Below are 20237 nucleotides of genomic sequence, written 5' to 3'. Positions count from 1 at the left end.
GTCGGGGCATGGCTACTCCCGAATTCCTCCGCGCGCTCAGGGCCTCCGCCGGGCAGCAACTGATCTGGCTGCCCGGGGTCACCGCGATCGTCTTCGACGACGACGGCAGGGTGCTGCTCGGCCGGCGGACGGACACGCGCAAGTGGGCGGTGATCGGCGGCATCCCGGAGCCGGGCGAGCAGCCCGCGGCCTGTGCGGTGCGGGAGGTCTTCGAGGAGACGGCGGTGCACTGTGTGGCCGAGCGGATGGTCCTGGTCCAGGCGCTGCCGCCGGTCACCTACCCCAACGGCGACGTCTGCCAGTACATGGACATCACCATGCGCTGCCGGGCGGTGGGCGGCGAGGCCCGGGTCAACGACGACGAGTCGTTGGAGGTCGGCTGGTTCGCGGTGGACGCCCTGCCCCCGCTGGACGAGTTCGGCCTCTTCCGGATCAAGCAGGCCATGTCTGATGCACCCACATGGTTCGACCCTATGACCGCAGGCTGAAGTATGGGTGGTGACCATATGTGGTGAGGGTGGGCTCCCCCTTAGGGTCGGCATATGACCTCGCCCACCCCCCTGCCCGCCGCCGACCTGTCCGGTCCCGCCGCGCCGTCCGGTTCCGCCGCGTCGTCGGCTTCCGCCCCCGTGCCCGGTCCCGGACCCCGGCCGGGGACCCTCGCCCTCGACCTCGGCGGCCGGACCGCGCTCGTCACCGGAGCCGCCAGCGGTATCGGCCGTGCCTGCGCGCTGCGGCTGGCCGCCGCCGGGGCCGAGGTGCGCGCCGTCGACCGGGACGCGGCCGGTCTGGACGGGCTGGCCCGGGAGGCGGAGCGGGCCGGCGACCTCGCGGGCACCGTCGTACCGGTGGTCGTGGACCTCACCGACCTGGACGCCGCCGAACGCGCCGCCGTCGGCGTCGACGTGCTGGTCAACAACGCCGGGCTGCAACTGGTACGGCCCATCGAGGAGTTCCCGCCCGAGGTGTTCCACACGGTGCTGACCGTGATGCTGGAGGCACCCTTCCGCCTCATCCGCGGCGCCCTCCCGCACATGTACGCGCAAGGCTGGGGCCGGATCGTCAATGTGTCCTCCGTCCATGGTCTGCGCGCCTCTGCCTTCAAGGCCGCCTATGTGGCCGCCAAACATGGTCTCGAAGGGCTGTCCAAGACGGCCGCGCTGGAGGGCGCCGCCCATGGTGTGACCTCGAACTGTGTGAACCCCGCCTATGTGCGCACACCACTGGTCGAGAAGCAGATCGCCGACCAGGCACGGGCACACGGCATCCCCGAGGACCGGGTGGTGTCCGAGGTGCTGCTGAAGGACAGCGCCCTGCGCCGGCTCATCGAGCCCGAGGAGGTCGCCGAGGCCGTGGCCTATCTGTGCGGCCCGCAGGCGTCCTTCGTCACCGGTACCTCACTCGTCCTGGACGGCGGGTGGACGGCCCACTGACCAGCGCCACCACCGGCCCCCGGAGTTATCCACAGGCCTGCCGGACCGGTGGCCGATACGGAATCCTGTGACCATGTCCCGCGATCACCTCCAGCCGGCCACCGGCAGCGCCGAGGCGCCGTACCTCGACCTGCTCGCCCGCGACGCCTCCGTGGAGGCCTTCGAGCAGCCCGTCCTGCGCGCCAGAGCCGCCGCCGAGCCGGCCTGCCGGATCGCCGCGCTGGAGGAGGCCCGGCTGCTCGCCCTGCGCGTGCGCGCCGAACTGGAGGGCCGGCGGCGGCGCGAGGCGGAGCTCTCGGCGCTCTTCGAGACCGCCCACGACCTCGCCGGACTGCGCGACGTGGACGCCGTCCTCCAGGCGATCGTGCAGCGCGCCCGCTCCCTGCTCGGCACGGACGTCGCCTACCTCAGCCTCAACGACCCGGCCCGCGGCGACACCTACATGCGGGTCACCGAGGGCTCCGTCTCCGCACGCTTCCAGCAACTGCGCCTCGGCATGGGGGAGGGGCTCGGCGGACTCGTCGCCCAGACCGCGCGGCCGTACGTCACCGACGACTACTTCGAGGACGGCCGCTTCCAGCACACCCGCACCATCGACGCCGGCGTCCGCGACGAGGGCCTGGTCGCCATCCTGGGCGTACCCCTGATGCTCGGCCCGCACGTGATCGGCGTCCTGTTCGCGGCGGACCGGCGGGCGCGGGTCTTCGAACGCGAGCAGATCGCCCTGCTCGGCTCCTTCGCCGCGCTCGCCGCAGCGGCCATCGACACCGCCAACCTGCTCACCGAGACCCGCTCCGCCCTGGCCGGCCTGGAGCGCGCCAACGAGATCATCCGGGACCGCAGCGCCGTCATCGAGCGTGCGTCGGAGGTCCACGACCGGCTCGCCGAACTCGTGCTGCGCGGCGGCGGGGTGCACGACGTGGCCGCCGCCGTCTCCCAGGTCCTCGACGGCACCGTGACGTTCACCGAGGCCGACACGGCACCGGCCGAGGCGCTGGAGGCGTCCCGCGCCGAGGGACACGCCGTACGGCACGGCAAGGACTGGATCGCCGCCGTGGCCGCGGGCGGCGAACTCCTCGGCGCCCTGGTTCTGCGCGGCCACCCCGGCCTGGACCCGGTCGACCAGCGCACCCTGGAACGGGCGGCGATGGTCACCTCCCTGCTGCTGCTCGCCCGCCGCTCCGCCGCCGAGGCCGAACAGCGGGTGCGCGGCGAACTGCTGGACGACCTGCTCGACGCGCGCGACCGGGACCCGCGGCTGCTGCGCGAGCGCGCCGGCCGCCTCCAGGCCGACCTGGACGCCACCCATGTCGTCCTCGCCGCGCGTCTGGACGGTCCCGCGGCCGACGCCGACGAGGAGGCCGCGGCCCGCCGCCGGCTGTGGTCCGCCGCCTCCCACCTCGCCGCCACCCGGCGGGGGCTGGCCGCGGCCCGCGACGGCGGCACCGTCCTGCTGCTGCCGCTCGGCGCCGGCGACACCGCCACCGACGTGGCCCGCCGCACCGCCCGCCACCTGGGCACCGCCGTCCACCAGCCGGTCACGGTCGGTGCCTCCGCACCCGTCACCGGCCTCGCCCGGCACCCCGAGACCGTGGCCGCCGCCTATGCCGAGGGCCGCCGCTGCCTGGACGCGCTGCGCCTGCTGGGCCGGGCCGGGGACGGCGCGGCGGCCGAGGACTTCGGCTTCCTCGGCCTGCTCCTCGCGGGCGACCGGGACATCGCCGGCTTCGTCGAGCGGACCATCGGCCCGGTGGTGTCGTACGACGAGCGGCGCGGCACGGAACTGGTGCGCACCCTCGACGCCTACTTCGAGGGCGGGATGAGCCCGGCGCGTACGAAGGACGCGCTGCACGTCCATGTGAACACGGTGGCCCAGCGACTGGAGCGCGTGGGCCGCCTGCTGGGCCCGGACTGGCAGACCCCCGCCCGCGCCCTGGAGATCCAACTGGCCCTCAGACTGCACCGGTTGGCGACGCAGATACGGCACTGACCGGCCCCCTCGCGAAGGCCGGCCGGTGCGGGCGTGGGCCCCGGCGCCGGTCAGCGCGTCCGCGCCTCGGCGGCCGGGCCGGTGCCCGAGGGCTCGCCGTCCTCGTCCGCGATCCGGCCGAGATCCCGGTGCCGTGTCTCGCGCGCGAACGCCACGGCCACCAGGGTCAGCACCGCGGCGGCGATCACGTACAGCGCGATCGGGGTGGAGCTGTCGTAATCGGAGAGCAGCGCGGTGGCGATGAGCGGGGCGGGCGCACCGGCCGCCACGGAGGCGAACTGGGCACCGATCGAGGCACCCGAGTACCGCATCCGGGTCGCGAACATCTCGGCGAAGAAGGCGGCCTGCGGTGCGTACATGGCGCCGTGCAGCACCAGCCCGACGGTCACGGCCAGGATCAGGTACCCGAACGACCCGGTGTCCACGAGCGCGAAGAACGGGAACATCCACAGCCCGACCCCGGCCGCGCCCAGCAGGTACACCGGCCGCCGCCCGACCCGGTCGGACAGCGCGCCCCAGGCCGGGATGACGGCGAAGTGCACGGCGGAGCCGATGAGTACGGCGTTGAGCGCGGTCTGCTTGGAGACGCCGGCCGAGGTGGTGGCGTAGACGAGGATGAACGCGGTGATGACGTAGTAGCTGATGTTCTCCGCCATCCGGGCGCCCATCGCCACCAGCACGTCGCGCCAGTGGTGGCGCAGCACGGAGACCAGCGGCGGCTGCTCGTCCGCCTGGGCCCGCCGCGCCCGGGACCGCTCCAACGCCTCCTTGAAGACGGGCGATTCGTCGACGGACAGCCGGATCCACAGACCGACGAGCACGAGCACCCCGGAGAGCAGGAACGGGATCCGCCAGCCCCAGGACCCGAAGGCGTCGTCGGACAGTACGGCGGTGAGCAGCGACAGCACACCGGTCGCGAGCAACTGCCCGGCGGGGGCGCCGGTCTGCGGCCACGAGGCCCAGAAGCCGCGCCGCCGCGCGTCGCCGTGCTCCGACACCAGCAGCACGGCGCCGCCCCACTCGCCGCCGAGCGCGAACCCCTGCACCAGCCGCAGCGCGGTGAGCAGCAGGGGCGCGGCGGAGCCGACGGTGGCGTGCGTGGGCAGCAGCCCGATGGCGAACGTCGCCCCGCCCATCAGCACCAGGCTCAGCACCAGCAGCTTCTTCCGCCCCAGCCGGTCACCGTAGTGCCCGAACACCAGCGCCCCCAGCGGGCGGGCGGCGAACCCGACGGCGTACGTCAGGAACGACAACAGCGTCCCGACGAGCGGGTCGGAGTCCGGGAAGAACAGCTTGTTGAACACCAGCGCGGCGGCGGAGCCGTAGAGGAAGAAGTCGTACCACTCGATGGTGGTCCCGATGAGGCTGGCGGCGACGATCCTCGGGAGGCTCGCGGGGGGTGGGGGAGCGGTGTTTCCGGATGCCATGTGCGCCACTTCCTCGTGTGCGGTGGGGACGGGTACGACGGATACGTGTCGGCACACGGTAGGAAGCCGCAGGTCAGGGGCACATGTGGTGGGGCACCATAGTTCGGGGGGCGGGTATGCGTGCGGGCACCATGCCGGGGTGGGGGAGGGGTGGTTCGAGGGCTCGGGAGTGGTCGAGACCACTGCTGTCCGGTGCGCGTAGTTGGGGGTGATTTGACGGTGCGGTGCTGACTCCCGTGCTGGTTCGATGCTGGCTGAAAGCCCACGTCAGCACCCCTCTTCACCCCTCCCGTGCTGACTTGGTGCTGACTACGCTGCGTTGGATCGGCGTCGACCCTCCAGTCGCCCGTCGGCAGCCTGCCGACTGCTCTGCGGATGTCCGGGCTGAGCGGTCAGTGTGCCCAGACCGAGACGGACGGCGGCCAGCCGCTCACCGGCTGGTCATCGAGCCTGCCCTCGGAGTGCGACCGAAGCAGCTTGGTCGCGCGTTCGCGCGCTTGGTCAGCAGAGGGAGACCGGGGCGACTGTCAGTGGGAGTTGACACAATGCGGGAATGGCAGGTTATGTGTTCGGCTTTCATGTCCCTCGGGTGTGCAGGATACGGGGTGAGCGAGTCGCCGCCGAAGATCTGATCGTGCAGGCCGCCGAAGCGTTCCGACCGGACGATGACGACGTGGTCGTGGACGCGGGGCGACTTCGTCAAGGAGTCCTGGCGCTTCCCGCCGTGGTTGCGGCGGCAGGAGCCATGGTCGTGCTGGGAGAGCCGGGCGCCGGTAAGACTTCCGTGCTGAAGCAGCTCACCAGAGAGTTGCCCCGTGTCTACGACACCTGGAGGGGAGACTCCGACGCGTGCCTGTGGGTGACGGGTGGGGATCTCACCGAGTACTCCTATCAGGAGGAGATCGGCTGTCATCTCGTCTCCTTGCCTCCACGAGGAGACGCTGCGGGGACCGTCGGAGTGCTGACGGTGGTCCTGGACCAGGCCGACGAGAGCCCGCTGCTGCCGCGTCTGTCGAGTTGGCTGAGAAGGTCGCTGAGCGGCCGGGACACCAGTCGGGTCCGGTTTCTCATGGCCTGCCGCACGGCCGACTATCCGGCGGCGCTGACCTCTGTGCTGGCCGAGGCTTTCGGTGCGTGCCGATGCGTCGATCTGGCTCCGTTGAGTCGCACGGAGGCCGTGTCTTTGGCCGACAGCGCCGGTGTGCCGGGAGAAGAGCTGGTGGAGGCGGCTGAGGCGGCCGGCGCCGCTGTGCTGGCAGGCGTACCGCTGACCTTGGAATTGTTGGTGTTGACCTATCGGGATGATGGCCGACTGCACGGGCGGCCGGAGGAGTTGTTCGCCCGCGGAGTGGCGCGCCTTGCTGAAGACCCCGACCCGCACCGTCTCAAGAAGGCGTTGATCACCACGGCCCCTCAGCGCCTGATGGTGGCGGGACGCATTGCCGCGTGGATGCTGCTGTCCGGTCACCGGACCGTTTGGCACGGCGGTACCTTCGAGGCCGGCGCCTACGATCTGCCGGGCGACGTACTGGTGGGGGGAACGGAGCGAACCGCCGCCGGCGCGTTCCAGGTCACGCCCCAAGTGGTCGAAGAATGCCTGGCGACCGCGCTGTTCACAGCGCCGGACGACGGCAGGGCGGCATTCCGCCACTCTTCCGTGGCTGCCTACCTCGCGGCCCGGTACCTGACCGACCGGAAGACCACGCCGAGGCAACTGGAAAATCTGTTCCTGGTCGGCGCACCGGACGGGGAGACGGCGACCATTCCGGCACCGCTGCGGGAGACCGCGGCCTGGCTGGTGGCCATGGATCCCTCGGCCAGCGGCTGGCTGGCCGGCGCCGATCCCGAGAGCCTGGCGGTGCACAGCGCACTCGTGCGTTCCGACGAGGTCCGCCGGCTCACCGTGAGCAGACTGCTGGAACGTGCGGCACAGGTCGAACTGGGAGACACGAGATGGCAGCTCTCCCGCTGGGACCTGAGCCATCCCGCGCTCGCCGACCAGCTCGCCGACGTCCTGGAGTCCAGTTCCGCCAAAGGCGGGGCCGAGTGGCAGTCCACGGCGCGAGTCCGGCTGGCGATCCAGTTGGCGCAGGAGGCCGGCACCACTCACCCCAGGCTGGCCGATGCGCTGCTGAGGTTGGTGCGGAACGACGCGTGGCACCAAACGGAACGTCGATTGGCGGCGCGCGCCGCGTTCGCCTGCGACCCAGGCCGTGCCGTGCCCGTCCTCGTGGAGGTGCTCGACTCGCTGTCCGATCCGTCCCGCGCCGAGCGGGCGGATCCCGAGCATGAGCTGCGAGGCACGCTACTGAACCTGCTGTGGCCGCACCATCTGGACGCGGCGACGATGCTCGGTGCCCTTCGCCCTCCGTCCCCTGATCTGTACGGCAACTACGCCCATTTCTTGAGGAACATGCCGGCGGAGTGCGGGGACGAGGACCTGCCGCGTCTTCTGGCTTGGGTATCCGAAGCAGTGTCCCGGCCGGACAGCGGCTTCGTCTTCTCGTCCGACCGCTTCGAGATCTCGCTGATCAACGGGGTGATCGACCGCGCTCTCAAGGCTCCGGACGCGGCTCGGCACGCGGGCATCTTGGCGAAGATCATTTTCAGCTTCCTGCACGACCATCGCAAGGTTCAGGTGCCGGACTGCCTGCAACCGGATGAGCACGGACACGAGGCGCCCGGGACACGGTCACTACGGAGGCTTCTGGCACAAGCCCTGGTCACGGAAGCCCTGCGAACAGGGGACGCCCCGCGCTTGGCGGCCTGTCAGATCGCGTACGACTGGGAACGGCGCTCACCGATGCGGCTCGGCACATCCTCGGTGCCCGAGCCGCCGACCCGTCACCAGCTCATCGACCGCGAGGACTTCCCGTGGGTCCTGGAGCAGGCCGCCGAGGCGGCGGCGACCGGCGACGACGCGGCCGTCCAGGTGTACGGCGAGCTGGCTTCCTGCACGTTCCCCCCGGACGACCCCCACGCACTCGAACTGGCCTACGACGATGCGCACCCGGCCTGGCCGTATCTGCGCTCCTTCTACGAGGCCATCCCCATCGACAGCTCGCTTGCCCGGAGGTTGCGCCGCAGCCACAGCGCCGGCAAGAGGCACTGGCCGGAAGCAGCAGAGCTCATGGCCGATCTGGCGCGGCTCCTCGCCGAAGCCAGGGCGGGCGACAACGACGCTCTGTGGCAATTCCTGTGGGGCCTGCGTGTGGACCCACAGACGGGGAGCTTCGCGCAGGATGTGCGGGGCGCCATCGCGACCTGGCCCGCCGCTGTAGCTCTCGGCGACGATCTGCCTGACGTGCCCGAGCTCGCTCTCCGCTACCTCACCGCCGAGCACGACCGCGCCGATTCCTGGCTCCCGCACGCCAGCGGCAACAAACGCTCCTGGGCCGGATACGCCCTGCTCACCGAGCTGCACCGGACAGACCGCCTGCCCGAACTCCCCGCGCGGACATGGAGTTCCTGGACCGCCGCGATACTCACCGAGCATCTGGGCATGGCCACGAGCTACACGGAACCCGAACGGGTGGACCTGCTGCGCTTGGCCGCCCGCCACGCACCTGAGTCGTTGGCCCATCGCGTTGTCCAGGTGGCACGAGCAGAGCTCAGGACAGGCCGACAGCCCATCGAGCTCAATGCAGTCGATCCCCGCTGGTCCCCGGAACTGCGTACGTGCATGGAGCACCTCGCCACTGAGCTCTCCACCTGTCTCGGACTCGCACCCGAGGCGGCGGACAAGGTCCTGGCAGGCTCGCCGGCGATCGAAGACCATCCCATGCGCTTGCCCGACAACGATGAGGCGCGTGACGCGGCACTGCGCACCTGGCACAGCATCCTGGCCGCTCTTCTCACCACCGACAGCCACACCGCGCACGGCATCCTTGACGCCTGTATCGACGGGCCCCGGGAAACCCCGCTTGCCGCACGAGCCGCCGTCCTCGCCGCCCAGGCCCTGCTGGCCGCAGATGCCGAGGCGCACTGGGCACGAGTCAAGGCGTTCGCAACCGATCCAGAACTCGGCCGCGAGCTGGCCGAGGCATGCGCCAGGACCGCGGCGGAACGTATCCACAGCAACCTCGGCGAGGCTCTCGTCGCCGACCTGTATCTGTGGCTCAGCGGTTTGTACGACCCTGAGGAGGGCCAGCCTCTTCGCGGCGTTCGCTGGGTCACCGCCGATGAGGAAGCCCGGAGATGGAGAGACGGCCTGCTCCCTGAGCTGAGCCGACGAGGCACCGCAGAGGCGGTTCGGCAACTGCGCCGCCTCGCGGCCCTGTACCCCAGTCGGCTGTCTGTCGCGGCAGCACTCGTAGCCGCGACCAAGCAATACGCCGCCGCGAGTTGGAGACAGGTGCGCGCAGAGGACGTCATACGGCTGCTACAGGATCCGGCGCGGCGGGTCATCCGCACCAGCACAGACCTCTTGGACGTGGTTCATGAGGCCCTGGAGGAGGTGGGCCGGGCACTTCCCTCACACTGTGAACTGTTGTGGGACCGCACACCGGGCAAGAGCCCTCGAAAGCCGTCCGCGGAGAACCCGGTCGTCCCTGACGTCTGGCGGCCCAAACCCGAAGCGGCCCTGTGTGCTTACCTCGCACACGAGCTGACTCTGCGGCTGGCCGGCCACCGTGTCGCGGTCAACCGGGAAGTGCTGATCCATCCGACCGACCCGTACGGCGCGGGCGACCGCACCGATCTTCTCGTCGAGGCGATGCCCGCACCGGGCGACCACCCCGACATCGCTCCAAGCGAGTCGGTCAAGCTGGTCATCGAGGTCAAGGGCTCCTGGAACGTCGAGGTTCCGACGGCTCAGGCGGAACAGTTGGCGGGTCGCTATCTGCCGGAAGCGAGAACGGATGCAGGCATCTACATCGTCGGCTGGTATCCGATCGACCTCTGGGATGCCACGGGCGACAGCCGTAAGACCCAGGCAAAAAAGCTCCAGCTCGACACACTCCTCGTCGAGCTACAGGACCAGGCGGCGAGCCTCTCCCAAGCGGGCGCACTTCACCTCCGCCCCATGGTGATCAACGTTCCACGGCCGTACAGGCAGTAGGTGATCGGCAGAGTTCGGTACGGTGCTCGTGCAACTGCATGCTGCGAGCGGTCGTAGCCTTCTGAGACGCAGCATCGAGGCTCCGGGGCCTCCATGTCTTCCCGGTGACGCATCATGTGGAGTGTGGCGATTCCTGGGTCTACATCCGTGGCTGACCAGGAAGTTCACCGGACGTCCCCAGGGCCCTTGCTGCTGTCGAAGTATCCGCCCTGGAACTGGTTCCTGCCCGGCGGCCTGGGGTATTCCACTTGAGCCACCTGGGGTTTGGTGTGGGCGTACTCGATGGCGGATCCGGACTTGGTGACGAAGCTGCCGTCGAATTCCGTGCCGCCCGGGTCGGCGGCCAGACACAGCACGGCTTCGGTGTTGAGCAGGAAGAATTCACCGTCAGGGAAGCCGTTGGCCATACATGCAATGAACCCCTTTCATTCCTTCTCGTCGCGGGGGACGTCAGTGGTGCGATCCGTAGCCGGGGCGGCTCGATATCACCCGGGATGGACCGGACGTGGAGACGCGTCTCGACCATTCCGGTCGGCGAACGCGTTCAGCCCTTGACGGCGGAGCTGGCGACGCCCTGGACGAACCAGCGTTGGAAGAAGGCGAAGACCACCAGGACGGGCAGGACCAGGAGGACGCCGAAGGCGAAGATCTGGCCCCAGTCCGGGGGTTGCTGGCCCTGGAAGACGCTCATCTCCAGCGGCAGCGGGCGGACCGACGGATCGGAGACCATCAGCACCGGCCACAGGAACGAGCCCCACTGGATGAGGAAGGTCAGGATCGCCACGGAGGCGAAGGCGGGCTTCGACATGGGGACGATGATCGCGAAGAAGGTGCGCCAGGGGCCTGCGCCGTCGATCCGGGCCGCTTCCTCGATGCTCGGGGGGATCGAGCGGAAGAACGTGTGGAACTGGTAGACGGAGAAGGCGTTGGCGATGAACGGGAGCGCCAGGATGGGGAGGGTGTTGCGCTGGTCGTTGAACATGTAGAAGAGCGGTACGGCCACCGACTCGAACGGGACCAGCATCAGCAGCAGGATGAGCGTGAAGACGGCCTCCCGACCGCGCCACTTCAGCCGTGACAGCCCGTACGCGGCCATCGAGTTGACGAACAGGCCCCCCGTCACCACCACGAACGCCAGCAGCAGCGAGACGCCCATGAAGCGCCGGAAGTGGCCGGTGCTGTCGGAGTCGAGGCTGCTCAGGACGGTGGAGTAGTTGTCGAGGGACAGATGGGTCGGAAGGAAACCGGACAGGCCGTCGAGGACCTCGTCGGACGGCTTGAGGCTGCCCAGGAACAGATAGAGCACGGGTAGCACGAAGATGAAGGCGAGCACGCCGAGTACGGCGTAGTCGATGAAGCGGCGCAGGGGCGTACGGGTGGTGCCCATGGGTCAGTCCTCGTTTCCGGGCCGGACGACACGGCGCTGGATGAGCGTCAGGACGACGACGATCATGAAGAAGACCACGGTGATCGCGGACGCCTGGCCGATGTTGTTCTGGTCGAAGGCGGTGGTGACGGCCTGGTACATCACGGTGCGGGTGGCTTCCTCGTTGAGGCCGCCACCGCGGACGAGGACGTAGACCTGGTCGAAGACCCGGAAGGAGAGCACCGAGGTGAGCATGGCGACGAAGACGAGTGTGCCGCGGATGCCGGGCAGGGTGACGTGGCGGAACCGCTGCCAGCGACTGGCGCGGTCGAGCTGGGCGGCTTCGTAGAGCTCGCCCGGGATCTGCTGGAGGCCGGCGAGGAGGATGACCATCTGGAAGCCGACGCCCTGCCAGATGGACAGCACGATGATCGAGGCCATTGCGGTGGCGCCGTCACCGAGCCAGTCGAAGGCGCCCCAGTTGCCGAGACTGACCGCGTTCAGTGCGGAGTTGAGCATGCCCTGGTCGCTGCGGGCCAAGATGAGCCGCCAGATCACGGCGACCAGTGCCATCGGGAAGACGACCGGCATGAAGAAGAGGGACCGGAACAGACCGATGGCCTTGAGCTTGCGGTTGAGCAGGATCGCCAGGGCCAGCGCCAAGGCCGTCTGCACCGGTACGACGACCGCGGCGAAGGTCAGGTTGTTCAGCAGTGCCCGCAGGAAGGGGCCGGACATGTCCGGGTCGGTGAACAGCCGCCGGTACTGTTCCAGGCCGAAGAAGGAGGGTGCCAGCGGGGAGCCGAGGCGGACGTTGTAGAAGGAGAGCACCACGGCGTAGCCGAAGGGCACACCGACGAAGAGGATGAGCCCGACGACGGCCGGGGCGGACATGAGCAGTCCGTGCAGCCAGTCGCGGTTCTTGCGGCCCGGCCGCGCTGATCGCGTCGACCGCGCGGACTTCACGGTTGTCGCGGAGGGGGTCTGCTCCGGGCCGGGCGGCGCGGCGTGCGCGGGTTCCACGGATTTCACGGGAGGGTCCTGTTCCCGGCGGGGCGGGCGCGGCTGCCCCGGCCGATGGGTCCTACGGGATCTGGTAGCCGGCGTTGTCGGAGAAGTCCTGGTCGATGGCGCGGGCGGCCTTTTTCAGGGCGCTCTCGGGGTCGGCGCCGCCGTAGATGGAGTTCAGGGCCTCGCTGAACTTCGACGTGATCACGGGGTAGCCGGCAGTCACCGGGCGGGTGACGGCGACGCAGGACTTGGTGATGTCGTTGTCGCCGCAGGGCTTGGAGAGCTGGTCGGCGAAGAGCTGGAGCGGGCCGCCCTGCTTGTACAGGGGGCTCTTGGCGAGCGCGCTCCTGGTGGCGGGCACCGCCCCGTTGGCGCTCGTCAGAGCGGTGACGTTGGTGTCGTCCAGGAGGGTGTCCAGGAAGGTGCCGGCGGCCTTGGCGTTCTTGGTGTGGGCGCCGATGCCCCAGGCCCAGGAGCCCTGGCCGGTCTTGGGGCCGTTGCCGAAGTCGGGAAGCGGAAGGACAACGAGGTCGTCGCCGAGGGCCTCGCTGTAGGTGGGGTACATCCAGTGGCCGACCCAGCTCAGGGCGACGCGGCCCTTGACGAAGGCGTTGCCGTCGGTGTTGGGGTCGACGTAGGTCTTCCAGGACTGGAAGGTCTTCATGGCCGAGACCACGGCCGGGGTGTCGAGGGCGCCTTCCGTCTTGCCGTCCTTGATCAGGGCGCCGCCGGCGGACCAGACGATCGGGGCGAAGCCGTAGGTGCCCCACTCGTTGGCGTAGCCCCCGTTCTCCTGCAGGTCGAGGGGCTTGCCGTCGGAGTCCTTGACTTTCAGTGTCTTGAGCGCGGCGGTGAACTCCTCGGCGGTCCAGTCGTCGGCCAGGCTGGTCGGGTACTTCACCCCGGCCGCATCCAGCAGCTTCTTGTTGCCGTAGATCCCGAGCCCGGAGTCGAACATGCCCAGGCCGTAGTGCTTGCCGTCGATCTCGCCCTGCGCCTTGCTCGCGTCGGTGGCGTTGGACATCGTCTCGGCGGAGACGTACGTGTCGATCGGGGCGAGCTTCTTGTTGTAGACGAAGCTCGCCATGGTCGGACCGTCGAACTCCAGCACGTCCGGCAACTTGGCGGGGTCGGTGGCCGTCATGGTCTTGGTGTAGTCGGCGTCGGGGATCAGCTTCAGCTCGACCTTGATCTCGTCCTGCGAGGAGTTGAAGGACTTCACCGCGCTCTGCAGCGCGCCGGCCTCGCTCTTCTGCCCCTGGTGGGCCCAGACACTGATGACGCCCTTGCCGCTTCCGGCCTCGGCGGAGGTGTCGGCAGGGCCGCCCGAGCCGCAGGCGGCCAGCGCCACCAGGGGGGCCAGGGCCAGGCCCGTACAGGCGGTGCGGCGGTACGTTCTGCTGGTTGAGCTCATGGCTGTGCCTCCGTGCTGGTGAGGGTCCGAGGTGCCGTCGTGCTTTCCGGGCGTGGGCCGTGGGGCTCGGGGAGTTATTGCGGGCCGCGCGGGTGCGGCGGGGCGGTGGTCTCACGCAAAACGAGGCGGATGGGCATCTGCACCTGCGCGGCAGGTGGTTCGGCGTCGGGTTCGTCCATCCGGCGCAGCAGCAGCCGGGCGGCCTCGGCGCCCTGCTCGGCGACCGGCTGGGCAACGGTGGTCAGGCCGACCACGTCGGCGAGTTCGTGGTCGTCGAAGCCGACGACCGACACGTCCTCCGGCACCTTGAGCCGGTGCCTGCGCAGGGCGCGCAGCGCGCCCATCGCCATCTCGTCGGACTGCGCGAACACGGCGGTCGGCGGCCGGGCAGCGGCCAGCAGTTCGGTCATCGCCCGCTCGCCGCCCTCGACGGTGTAGTCACCGTCCGCCTCCAGCGTCGGATCGTGGTCGATCCCGGCGGCGGCCAGGACGTCGAGGTAGGCGTTGCGGCGCTCGATGGGCGTGGTCCAGTGCAGCGGTCCGCTGGCCCCGCTGATCATGCCGATCCGGCGGTGACCGAGGTTCACCAGATGCCGTACGGCGCTCTCGGTGCCGGCCCGGTCGTCGATGCCGACCACGGTGAAGCCGGGCCGGGGGCCGCCGACCGTGGTGACCAGCGGCACCCCCAGTGAGCGCAGCGCCGCCGACTCCTCCTCATCAGGAATGAGGAGCGTCAGCAGCGCGTCCACCCGCTTGCGGACCGGCAGCCTGGTGAAGAAGCGCTTGCGGGTCTCCGGTGAGCCCAGGTTGTACAGCAGTACGTCGTACCCGGCGGCGCTGAACACCCTCTCGGCAGCGTCCAGTACGGTGCCGAAGAACCAGCGGCCCACGTACGGGACCAGCACACCAATGGTGTAGGTGCGGCCACTGGCCAGGCTGGAGGCCGAGCGGGACGCGGTGTAACCGAGCTGCGCGGCGAGGGCCACGATCCGGTCCCGGACCTCCGCCGACACCCCCGGCCGGCCGCGCAGCGCGCGGGACACGGTGGACGCCGAGACTCCGCCGGCACGGGCGACATCGGTGATGCTGGCCGTCACTGCGGACTCCTCCCCTTGATTTTCACGTCGGTGTGATCTGTGGGTGACGTGACCGTAAACCCGTACACCCTGTTGCGCAAGCGTTTGCGTTCAGATCTACTTGAGCTTGCCCTTGGAGGACCTCGTCTTTGACCAAACGTCAGCGCACGCGTTTGCGCGCTGCGGAGCGACAGGAACTGTGCATGCGATACGCCCCGCCCGGCCTCTGTGTGAACGACTTCGCCCTCCTGCGCGACGAGGACGGCACGTATGCGGTGCTGCACCTGCAGGGGCCCTGGACACCGGAGTTCGACCATCTGCGGATGGAGACCTCCTATGGCCGGGCCACCTCCACCGACCTGGTCCACTGGCAGCCCCAGGGCACCGCCTTCGGCAACGGCCTGCCCGGCCGGTTCGACCAGCAGGCCGTGTGGACCATGCATCCCTTGCGGCACGCCGACGCGATGGCGATGTTCTACACAGGCGTCTCCGGTCTCACACCGGGCGGCTGGCCACTCCAGTCAGTCGGACTGGCCTACTCCGACCGCACCGACGGCACAGCCTGGCGCCGCCATGGCACCGGGCCGGTCGTCGAAGCGGACCCACGCTGGTACCGCACCGGCGAACGCATGGGCTGGCGCGACCCATTCGTCGTACGTGACGACGAGTCGGACGGCTGGGTCATGGTCATCTGCGCCAGCGATGCCTCCCTCCCGGTGGAGGTCAGCGGCTGCGTCGCGCTGGCCACCTCCGACGACCTGGAGCACTGGACCGTCCACCCGCCGCTCATCTCACCCGGCGACGTCGACGAGCTGGAGTGCCCGGTCCTGGAGCGCCTCGACGACGGCAGCTGGCTGCTGCTCGGCTCGATCGGCGCCACCCGGGGCTTCGAGGCGTGGACCGCTCCCCGCCTCAGGGGCCCCTGGACCCGCCGGGGCCCGCTCGGCCCGACCGGCGCCTATGCTCCGCGCGTGATCGCCGCGCCCGACGGCTCCCGCGTCGTGCTGCACACCACGCCCCGCCGCGTCGGGCTCAGGGACACCGGTGCCGGCTGCCGCGGCATGCTCGCCCAGCCGAAGTCACTTGTGGTGGACAGGGGTTCGTCTCCCCGCCTGGAATGGTGGCCCGGCCTGGACACCTGGCTCGGGGAGGAGACCGACCGCCCCACCCTGCACGCGGTCGGCGACCTCGGCATCACCGGGCCGGTCGAGATCACCCTGCGCACCGACACACCGGACGGCGACCGTCCCGCCCTCGCCGTGGGCTGCGACGGCAAGAACCTCTGGGTCACCGGCCCCGATGGGACCCGACTGGGCGAAACCGTCCTGACCGGCCCCGCCGCCACCCTGCGCATCCTCACCATCGGCGAATACGTCGAGGTCTACGCCGACGGCGTGTTCGCCCTGACCACCCTGTGCTACTCCGGGCACTCCGCCCCGTGGACGGCCGTCGCAGAAGGACGCCGACGCACGATTCCGGTCCGCCCGATCCGGCTGCCCGACCCGCACCGCGACGACGCCTCGGCCATCTGGCCCGGCCCCTCGACTCCCTGAGGGGCGAGAGCCCGCGCCCGACGGTCGGTTCGGCCTGAACCCACCGGTATGCCGTCGCGCGACCGGGCAGCTTCACCTCCCCTGCGCCGGAGCGGGCCTCCAGGCGCGAGCCGACGGAACGGATCACCATCCCACGGGCCGGCTTCGGGTCCTTCCCGTGCTCGGCCGTGATCCCCAGGGCCATCTCAGCCCACCGCACGGCGGCCCGGCCCAGGCTTCCCATGTCACCGCTCACGGTCGGGGTCGTCACGCACGAACCCGGCTTCCCGGTCGCCGGCGCGCGCCCACCGCCTGACGGCCCTTACGCTCACGCCCGGCTCGGTGGCCTTCGCCTCGTATCGCTGCAACTCGGGCACCGTGGTCGCGTACTGCGGCCGGGGCTCGCCAGGCTCTGCGAGTCCGTCGCCGCACGACCGGAAGCGGGTCAGAACCTCCATGGGGAGCCCGCTGACGAACTGCGGCAAGTTCCTCATCGCTGAGCTGAGTGAGCAGCACCGAGGCCCTCTCGCGGTCGTCGTCCGCCTGCGGCCCCGGCCCGGTCGCGATGACCTGGGCCCGGCCAAGGGCGAGCACTCGCGCAGCGACAACCGGAACCGGCGGCCCGCCCCGTCACGGACCAGCACCTCGTTGTCGACCGCAGAGCCGAACATCTCCTCCGCCACGACGACTTCACCGTCGCACTCAAACTCCGTGCCCACCAACCCCGACACGTACAGCAGCTCCGGGCACATGTCCTTCATCAGGTCCCGTCGACCGCCAGGCGACACCGCACCGAGATCCTCAGTAACCGCCAGCCCTGCGGCCGGATCACGGAGCAGGGCGACGAGGAGGGCTTCTGCGAGTGCGGTGTTCAAGGGCGGAGCCTTTCGGCGAATGCCGGTGGTGAAAAGTCACGCCGGATCGGCGGCGGCCGGCGTCAAGCACGTTGCGTTCGTGGGGAACGCGCCGCAAGCCCTTGCGAGTAGCGGAACCCTGCACCAACCAGGTGTTTTGCCGATCTGGAATGCGGCCGTACCCGCCCGGCATGCGTTCGAATCGATCGAGGGCCGACTGCAAGAGCATGCCGTGATGTGAATAATACGCGGAGGGCGCGTGAATTATTGGCCAACGTGATCACCACTTGCACGCGCGTAGACCTCGCGTGACACCGGGGCCCCGACGGTGCCCGCCTGCCGTGCCGAGCCAGGCATAAATGACTCAAAAGTGAACTGGTGACCGACGGGCACACTACGGTTTGCGGCGGTTGCTGTTCCACCGAGAGGAAACCCCTCATGACCGCCGCCGACAGCGCACCGATCACAGCCCACATCCTCACCGGCTATCGCCCGGAGGACGGCTTCATGGCCGTGGGGCTGAACCCGCCCCCCGCCGAGTACGTCTGGCACGACGAAGACGCCGAGCAGCAAGAGGAGCGGGACGGACCGGGCGTGGGATACCACCAGTGGCTGGCCATCGACGCACAGAGCGGTGCGGTCTGGTTCGGGGACGTCGACTGGCGAGCCTCGCGCGAGGACCTGGAACGCCAGCTCCCCGGCGTCCCGCGCAGCGCACTCGGCGATGGGACGCTGCCGGCCCCCGGTGTTCTCGTGCACCTGCTGACCCACCTTGCGCACGACGAACGGCGCGGCTACTCCTGGCGCTTCTTCACCGCCGAGGAGTTGCATGCGCTCGCGCTGCGCATACTGCCCGCCGTACAGCGGCTCGTGGACTCGATCCACCGTACGGGACCGGCCGGCGAACTGGAGTGGTCCGCCGAGGCCGCCACCGCCTGGGACGACATCGAGCAGGCCGCCACCTACACCTTCGCCCCCTCCGGAGACGTCGTCTGGCCCAGGCTCCAGATGAGCCCGGTCCCCGCGTGGCGGGTCGAGGTCGGCGCGTTCCTCGCGAGAAACCCCGACTTGTGCGACCCGTCCTGGGCAGTGGCCACCGACGCGGAACTGGAGGCTTACGCCGACTACCGGCCCGACTCGGGCTACGGCGGTGTCCCGGGGCGGATGTGCCGCGCCGCCGACCGGCAGATCGAGGACGGTTTCACCTTCTACGGCCATCGCGCCGCCCTGTACGCCTATCGCGCCACGGCGTGCGGCGACCGTTCCCCGACGGAGGCCCGCACCTGGTTCGAGACGACAGAGGCCGGCAGGAGCACCTGGGAGGCGGCCAAACCTCCCGGAGCCACGCTCGCCGATGTGCCGGACTGCGTGCTGGCGGCCCTGGCCGAACGCTTCCAGAAGGCCGCGCACGATGAGGGGTTGGTGCTGACCGGTCTCCCCGCCTATCTGCAGCGGTTGCGTGCCGACGAACGGGCCGCCGTCGACCGGCAGCTCGTCTACGAAGGCGAGGAAGTCGAACGCCTCGAAGGCATGCTCAAGGACCTCCGCACCGCGCGGAACCGCACCGTGACCCGGATCCTGGCGTGGGCCGACGGCCGCGACGACGTGGAGATAGCCCGCCTGGCCTCGATCCCCCCTGACTACGTCCGTGACTGGAGGGTCCGCCTGACCACCGAACAGGCCACGACGACGCCTTAGACCGTTGTCCTACGTGGTGGGTCGGACGAGGCGTTTGTAGCAGCACAGGGCGGCCGCTAGGGGGGTGCGGCGCAATGGCACTCGACTGAAGCCCGGAGCAAGCGAGGTGGATCCCTGTCGGGGCGATCCGGGTGCCGCAATGTGTTCCCCGTTGAGCAGCATGGACTGTCCGCCGTGACGCTCGCGGCGCCCTCAAGCTCCACAGCGAGCCGAGAAAGCGCCTCTGACCTGGCCTTTTCTGCGGCTCACTGAGGCCGACATCTTTCCGATGACGCATCATGTGGAGTGCGTCGCGATCCTTGAACCGGCGGCGAAGGGCTTCTGACCTGCGGTTTTGATGGGTGCGCATGATGTGCGCTATGGGCGTTACGGGCGATATCTTGACGCTCAAATGACGCTCTGCAAGGTATCTTGAAGCTCATTTGACGCTCGTTCTGATGGAATGTCAGGCACCTTATCGGGCAGGTCGGACCTGTCGAGGCGGCGAGTATCGATCGGGCGCCGAGGGCAAGCAACGCTGAGTGCGGACCTACTGAGTCCGGCTGGCCAGATGCCCCGGAAGAGACCTGGCAGCGTGGCGACCTGCGGAGACGGGGATGAGTTGGCCGCTGACCTGCGAGAATGGTCTTTCAGTTCTTTCAGGCTCGTGCCGGTTGATGAAGCCGGAAGTCCCAGAGAAATTCCAGAGGACTCCCACGGCTGACGGGTGCCCTTTCGGTTCAGCGCCGTAGGGCAGCACGGCTGGGACCGGGAGTGTGCGTTGGAGGCGGGCCCTTTCGCCGTGTGGTCAGCCGAGTCGGCCCGGTTCCGCAGTACGCAGGACCCCGCAAGGAACGTCATAACGTGGCCGGCGCGGGTGTCCTGCTTGGCGCTCACTGTGGCACTGGGGACTGGCCTGTCGGGCGGAAACATGACACCTCCCACCCGACCCGGGCAAGGGGTTTTGGCGCCTGGTGACGCAGTGAGGGGTGGCCAGCGGTGGCCGATGGATTACGCCTCATTCTTCCTGCGGCACGAGAAGTGCTCGGGCAGTCCTTCAGGTCCTGGGAGGCTTGCGGGCTTACCGCAGCCGAAGCGGCGGAGCGGGATCGCTTGACCCGACGCGTCGACCGGAACCTTGGCGGCCTCGGCGCTCCCGGGGCGGGGCTCAAGGGTGATTGTGCGGCTGCCACGATCTTGCTTCCGTTCAGCCCGCATCTCCGAAGCGGCACGATTCTCCGTGCACCTGTCGCACCGGTCTCCCTGCTGTACGGATGGCTGGCGCTTCTTGTCGTCTTACGAGCTGGTGCGTGATAGCGGTTGAGGGGTGATCGCGCGAGGGTGGGATGATCCAGCCCGTGGTGATCATGGTCAACCGGGACGTCCTCGCGCATCAGC

At 69.6% G+C, this 20237-nt stretch carries 13 protein-coding genes; 6 read left to right on the top strand and 7 right to left on the bottom strand.

Annotation, left to right across the window (positions count from 1 at the left end; genetic code table 11):
• Positions 1-8 precede the first annotated feature (8 nt).
• The 3 genes from IE251_RS19860 (at position 9) to IE251_RS19850 (ending at position 3423) form a co-directional block, all read left to right on the top strand.
• The gene (locus IE251_RS19860; RefSeq protein ID WP_189754336.1) at positions 9-488 is read left to right on the top strand and encodes an NUDIX hydrolase; all 480 of its coding nucleotides are present in this window, start codon (positions 9-11) and stop codon (positions 486-488) included.
• Positions 489-542: 54 nt separating this feature from the next.
• Entirely contained in the window at positions 543-1433 is an 891-nt protein-coding gene (locus tag IE251_RS19855) for a 3-hydroxybutyrate dehydrogenase (protein WP_229896857.1), read from the top strand.
• Positions 1434-1506: 73 nt separating this feature from the next.
• Positions 1507-3423: a helix-turn-helix domain-containing protein gene (locus IE251_RS19850; protein ID WP_189754335.1), complete on the top strand. Its 1917-nt coding sequence runs from the start codon at positions 1507-1509 to the stop codon at positions 3421-3423.
• 50 nt (positions 3424-3473) lie between these two features.
• On the opposite strand, the gene IE251_RS19845 is transcribed toward IE251_RS19850, so the two are convergent.
• Positions 3474-4850, bottom strand: coding sequence for an MFS transporter (locus IE251_RS19845; RefSeq protein ID WP_189754334.1), 1377 nt, complete (start codon positions 4848-4850; stop codon positions 3474-3476).
• A 553-nt stretch (positions 4851-5403) separates the two neighbouring features.
• On the opposite strand from IE251_RS19845, the gene IE251_RS19840 reads away from it, so the two are divergent.
• Positions 5404-9909 (top strand): hypothetical protein, encoded by a 4506-nt coding sequence (locus tag IE251_RS19840; RefSeq protein WP_189754333.1) that lies wholly within the window; start codon positions 5404-5406, stop codon positions 9907-9909.
• A gap of 164 nt (positions 9910-10073) precedes the next feature.
• Here IE251_RS19840 and IE251_RS19835 read toward each other — a convergent pair whose 3' ends face one another.
• From IE251_RS19835 to IE251_RS19815, 5 genes are all read right to left on the bottom strand, one after another.
• The gene (locus tag IE251_RS19835; protein WP_189754332.1) at positions 10074-10316 is read right to left on the bottom strand and encodes a hypothetical protein; all 243 of its coding nucleotides are present in this window, start codon (positions 10314-10316) and stop codon (positions 10074-10076) included.
• A gap of 137 nt (positions 10317-10453) precedes the next feature.
• Positions 10454-11296, bottom strand: coding sequence for a carbohydrate ABC transporter permease (locus IE251_RS19830; RefSeq protein WP_189754331.1), 843 nt, complete (start codon positions 11294-11296; stop codon positions 10454-10456).
• 3 nt (positions 11297-11299) lie between these two features.
• Entirely contained in the window at positions 11300-12307 is a 1008-nt protein-coding gene (locus IE251_RS19825; protein WP_200692445.1) for a carbohydrate ABC transporter permease, read from the bottom strand.
• 52 nt (positions 12308-12359) lie between these two features.
• Complete coding sequence (locus IE251_RS19820) at positions 12360-13700, bottom strand: ABC transporter substrate-binding protein (protein WP_189754330.1); 1341 nt, start codon at positions 13698-13700, stop codon at positions 12360-12362.
• Between the two features lie 74 nt (positions 13701-13774).
• On the bottom strand, positions 13775-14797 hold the full coding sequence (locus IE251_RS19815; protein WP_189754329.1) for a LacI family DNA-binding transcriptional regulator: 1023 nt from the start codon (positions 14795-14797) through the stop codon (positions 13775-13777).
• Positions 14798-14979: 182 nt separating this feature from the next.
• On the opposite strand from IE251_RS19815, the gene IE251_RS19810 reads away from it, so the two are divergent.
• Positions 14980-16329: a glycoside hydrolase family protein gene (locus IE251_RS19810; protein ID WP_189754328.1), complete on the top strand. Its 1350-nt coding sequence runs from the start codon at positions 14980-14982 to the stop codon at positions 16327-16329.
• A 224-nt stretch (positions 16330-16553) separates the two neighbouring features.
• Here IE251_RS19810 and IE251_RS19805 read toward each other — a convergent pair whose 3' ends face one another.
• The gene (locus IE251_RS19805; protein ID WP_189754327.1) at positions 16554-17183 is read right to left on the bottom strand and encodes a hypothetical protein; all 630 of its coding nucleotides are present in this window, start codon (positions 17181-17183) and stop codon (positions 16554-16556) included.
• 417 nt (positions 17184-17600) lie between these two features.
• Between IE251_RS19805 and IE251_RS19800 the strand changes: the two genes are divergently transcribed.
• Positions 17601-18860 carry a hypothetical protein gene (locus IE251_RS19800; RefSeq protein ID WP_189754326.1) on the top strand — a complete coding sequence of 420 codons (1260 nt, stop codon included), beginning with the start codon at positions 17601-17603 and terminating at the stop codon, positions 18858-18860.
• Positions 18861-20237 lie beyond the last annotated feature (1377 nt).

The sequence above is a fragment of the Streptomyces eurythermus genome, from assembly GCF_014649115.1.
Taxonomy (GTDB): domain Bacteria; phylum Actinomycetota; class Actinomycetes; order Streptomycetales; family Streptomycetaceae; genus Streptomyces; species Streptomyces eurythermus.
This window is presented reverse-complemented; position numbering and strand designations above follow the sequence as displayed.

What these genes read in the sequence shown, in the direction of transcription:
- IE251_RS19860 (WP_189754336.1), top strand. Translation starts at nt 9, where the DNA reads ATGGCTACTCCCGAATTCCTCCGCGCGCTCAGGGCCTCCGCCGGGCAG.
- IE251_RS19855 (WP_229896857.1), top strand. Translation starts at nt 543, where the DNA reads ATGACCTCGCCCACCCCCCTGCCCGCCGCCGACCTGTCCGGTCCCGCC.
- IE251_RS19850 (WP_189754335.1), top strand. Translation starts at nt 1,507, where the DNA reads ATGTCCCGCGATCACCTCCAGCCGGCCACCGGCAGCGCCGAGGCGCCG.
- IE251_RS19845 (WP_189754334.1), bottom strand. Translation starts at nt 4,850, where the DNA reads ATGGCATCCGGAAACACCGCTCCCCCACCCCCCGCGAGCCTCCCGAGG.
- IE251_RS19840 (WP_189754333.1), top strand. Translation starts at nt 5,404, where the DNA reads ATGGCAGGTTATGTGTTCGGCTTTCATGTCCCTCGGGTGTGCAGGATA.
- IE251_RS19835 (WP_189754332.1), bottom strand. Translation starts at nt 10,316, where the DNA reads ATGGCCAACGGCTTCCCTGACGGTGAATTCTTCCTGCTCAACACCGAA.
- IE251_RS19830 (WP_189754331.1), bottom strand. Translation starts at nt 11,296, where the DNA reads ATGGGCACCACCCGTACGCCCCTGCGCCGCTTCATCGACTACGCCGTA.
- IE251_RS19820 (WP_189754330.1), bottom strand. Translation starts at nt 13,700, where the DNA reads ATGAGCTCAACCAGCAGAACGTACCGCCGCACCGCCTGTACGGGCCTG.
- IE251_RS19810 (WP_189754328.1), top strand. Translation starts at nt 14,980, where the DNA reads ATGCGATACGCCCCGCCCGGCCTCTGTGTGAACGACTTCGCCCTCCTG.
- IE251_RS19800 (WP_189754326.1), top strand. Translation starts at nt 17,601, where the DNA reads ATGACCGCCGCCGACAGCGCACCGATCACAGCCCACATCCTCACCGGC.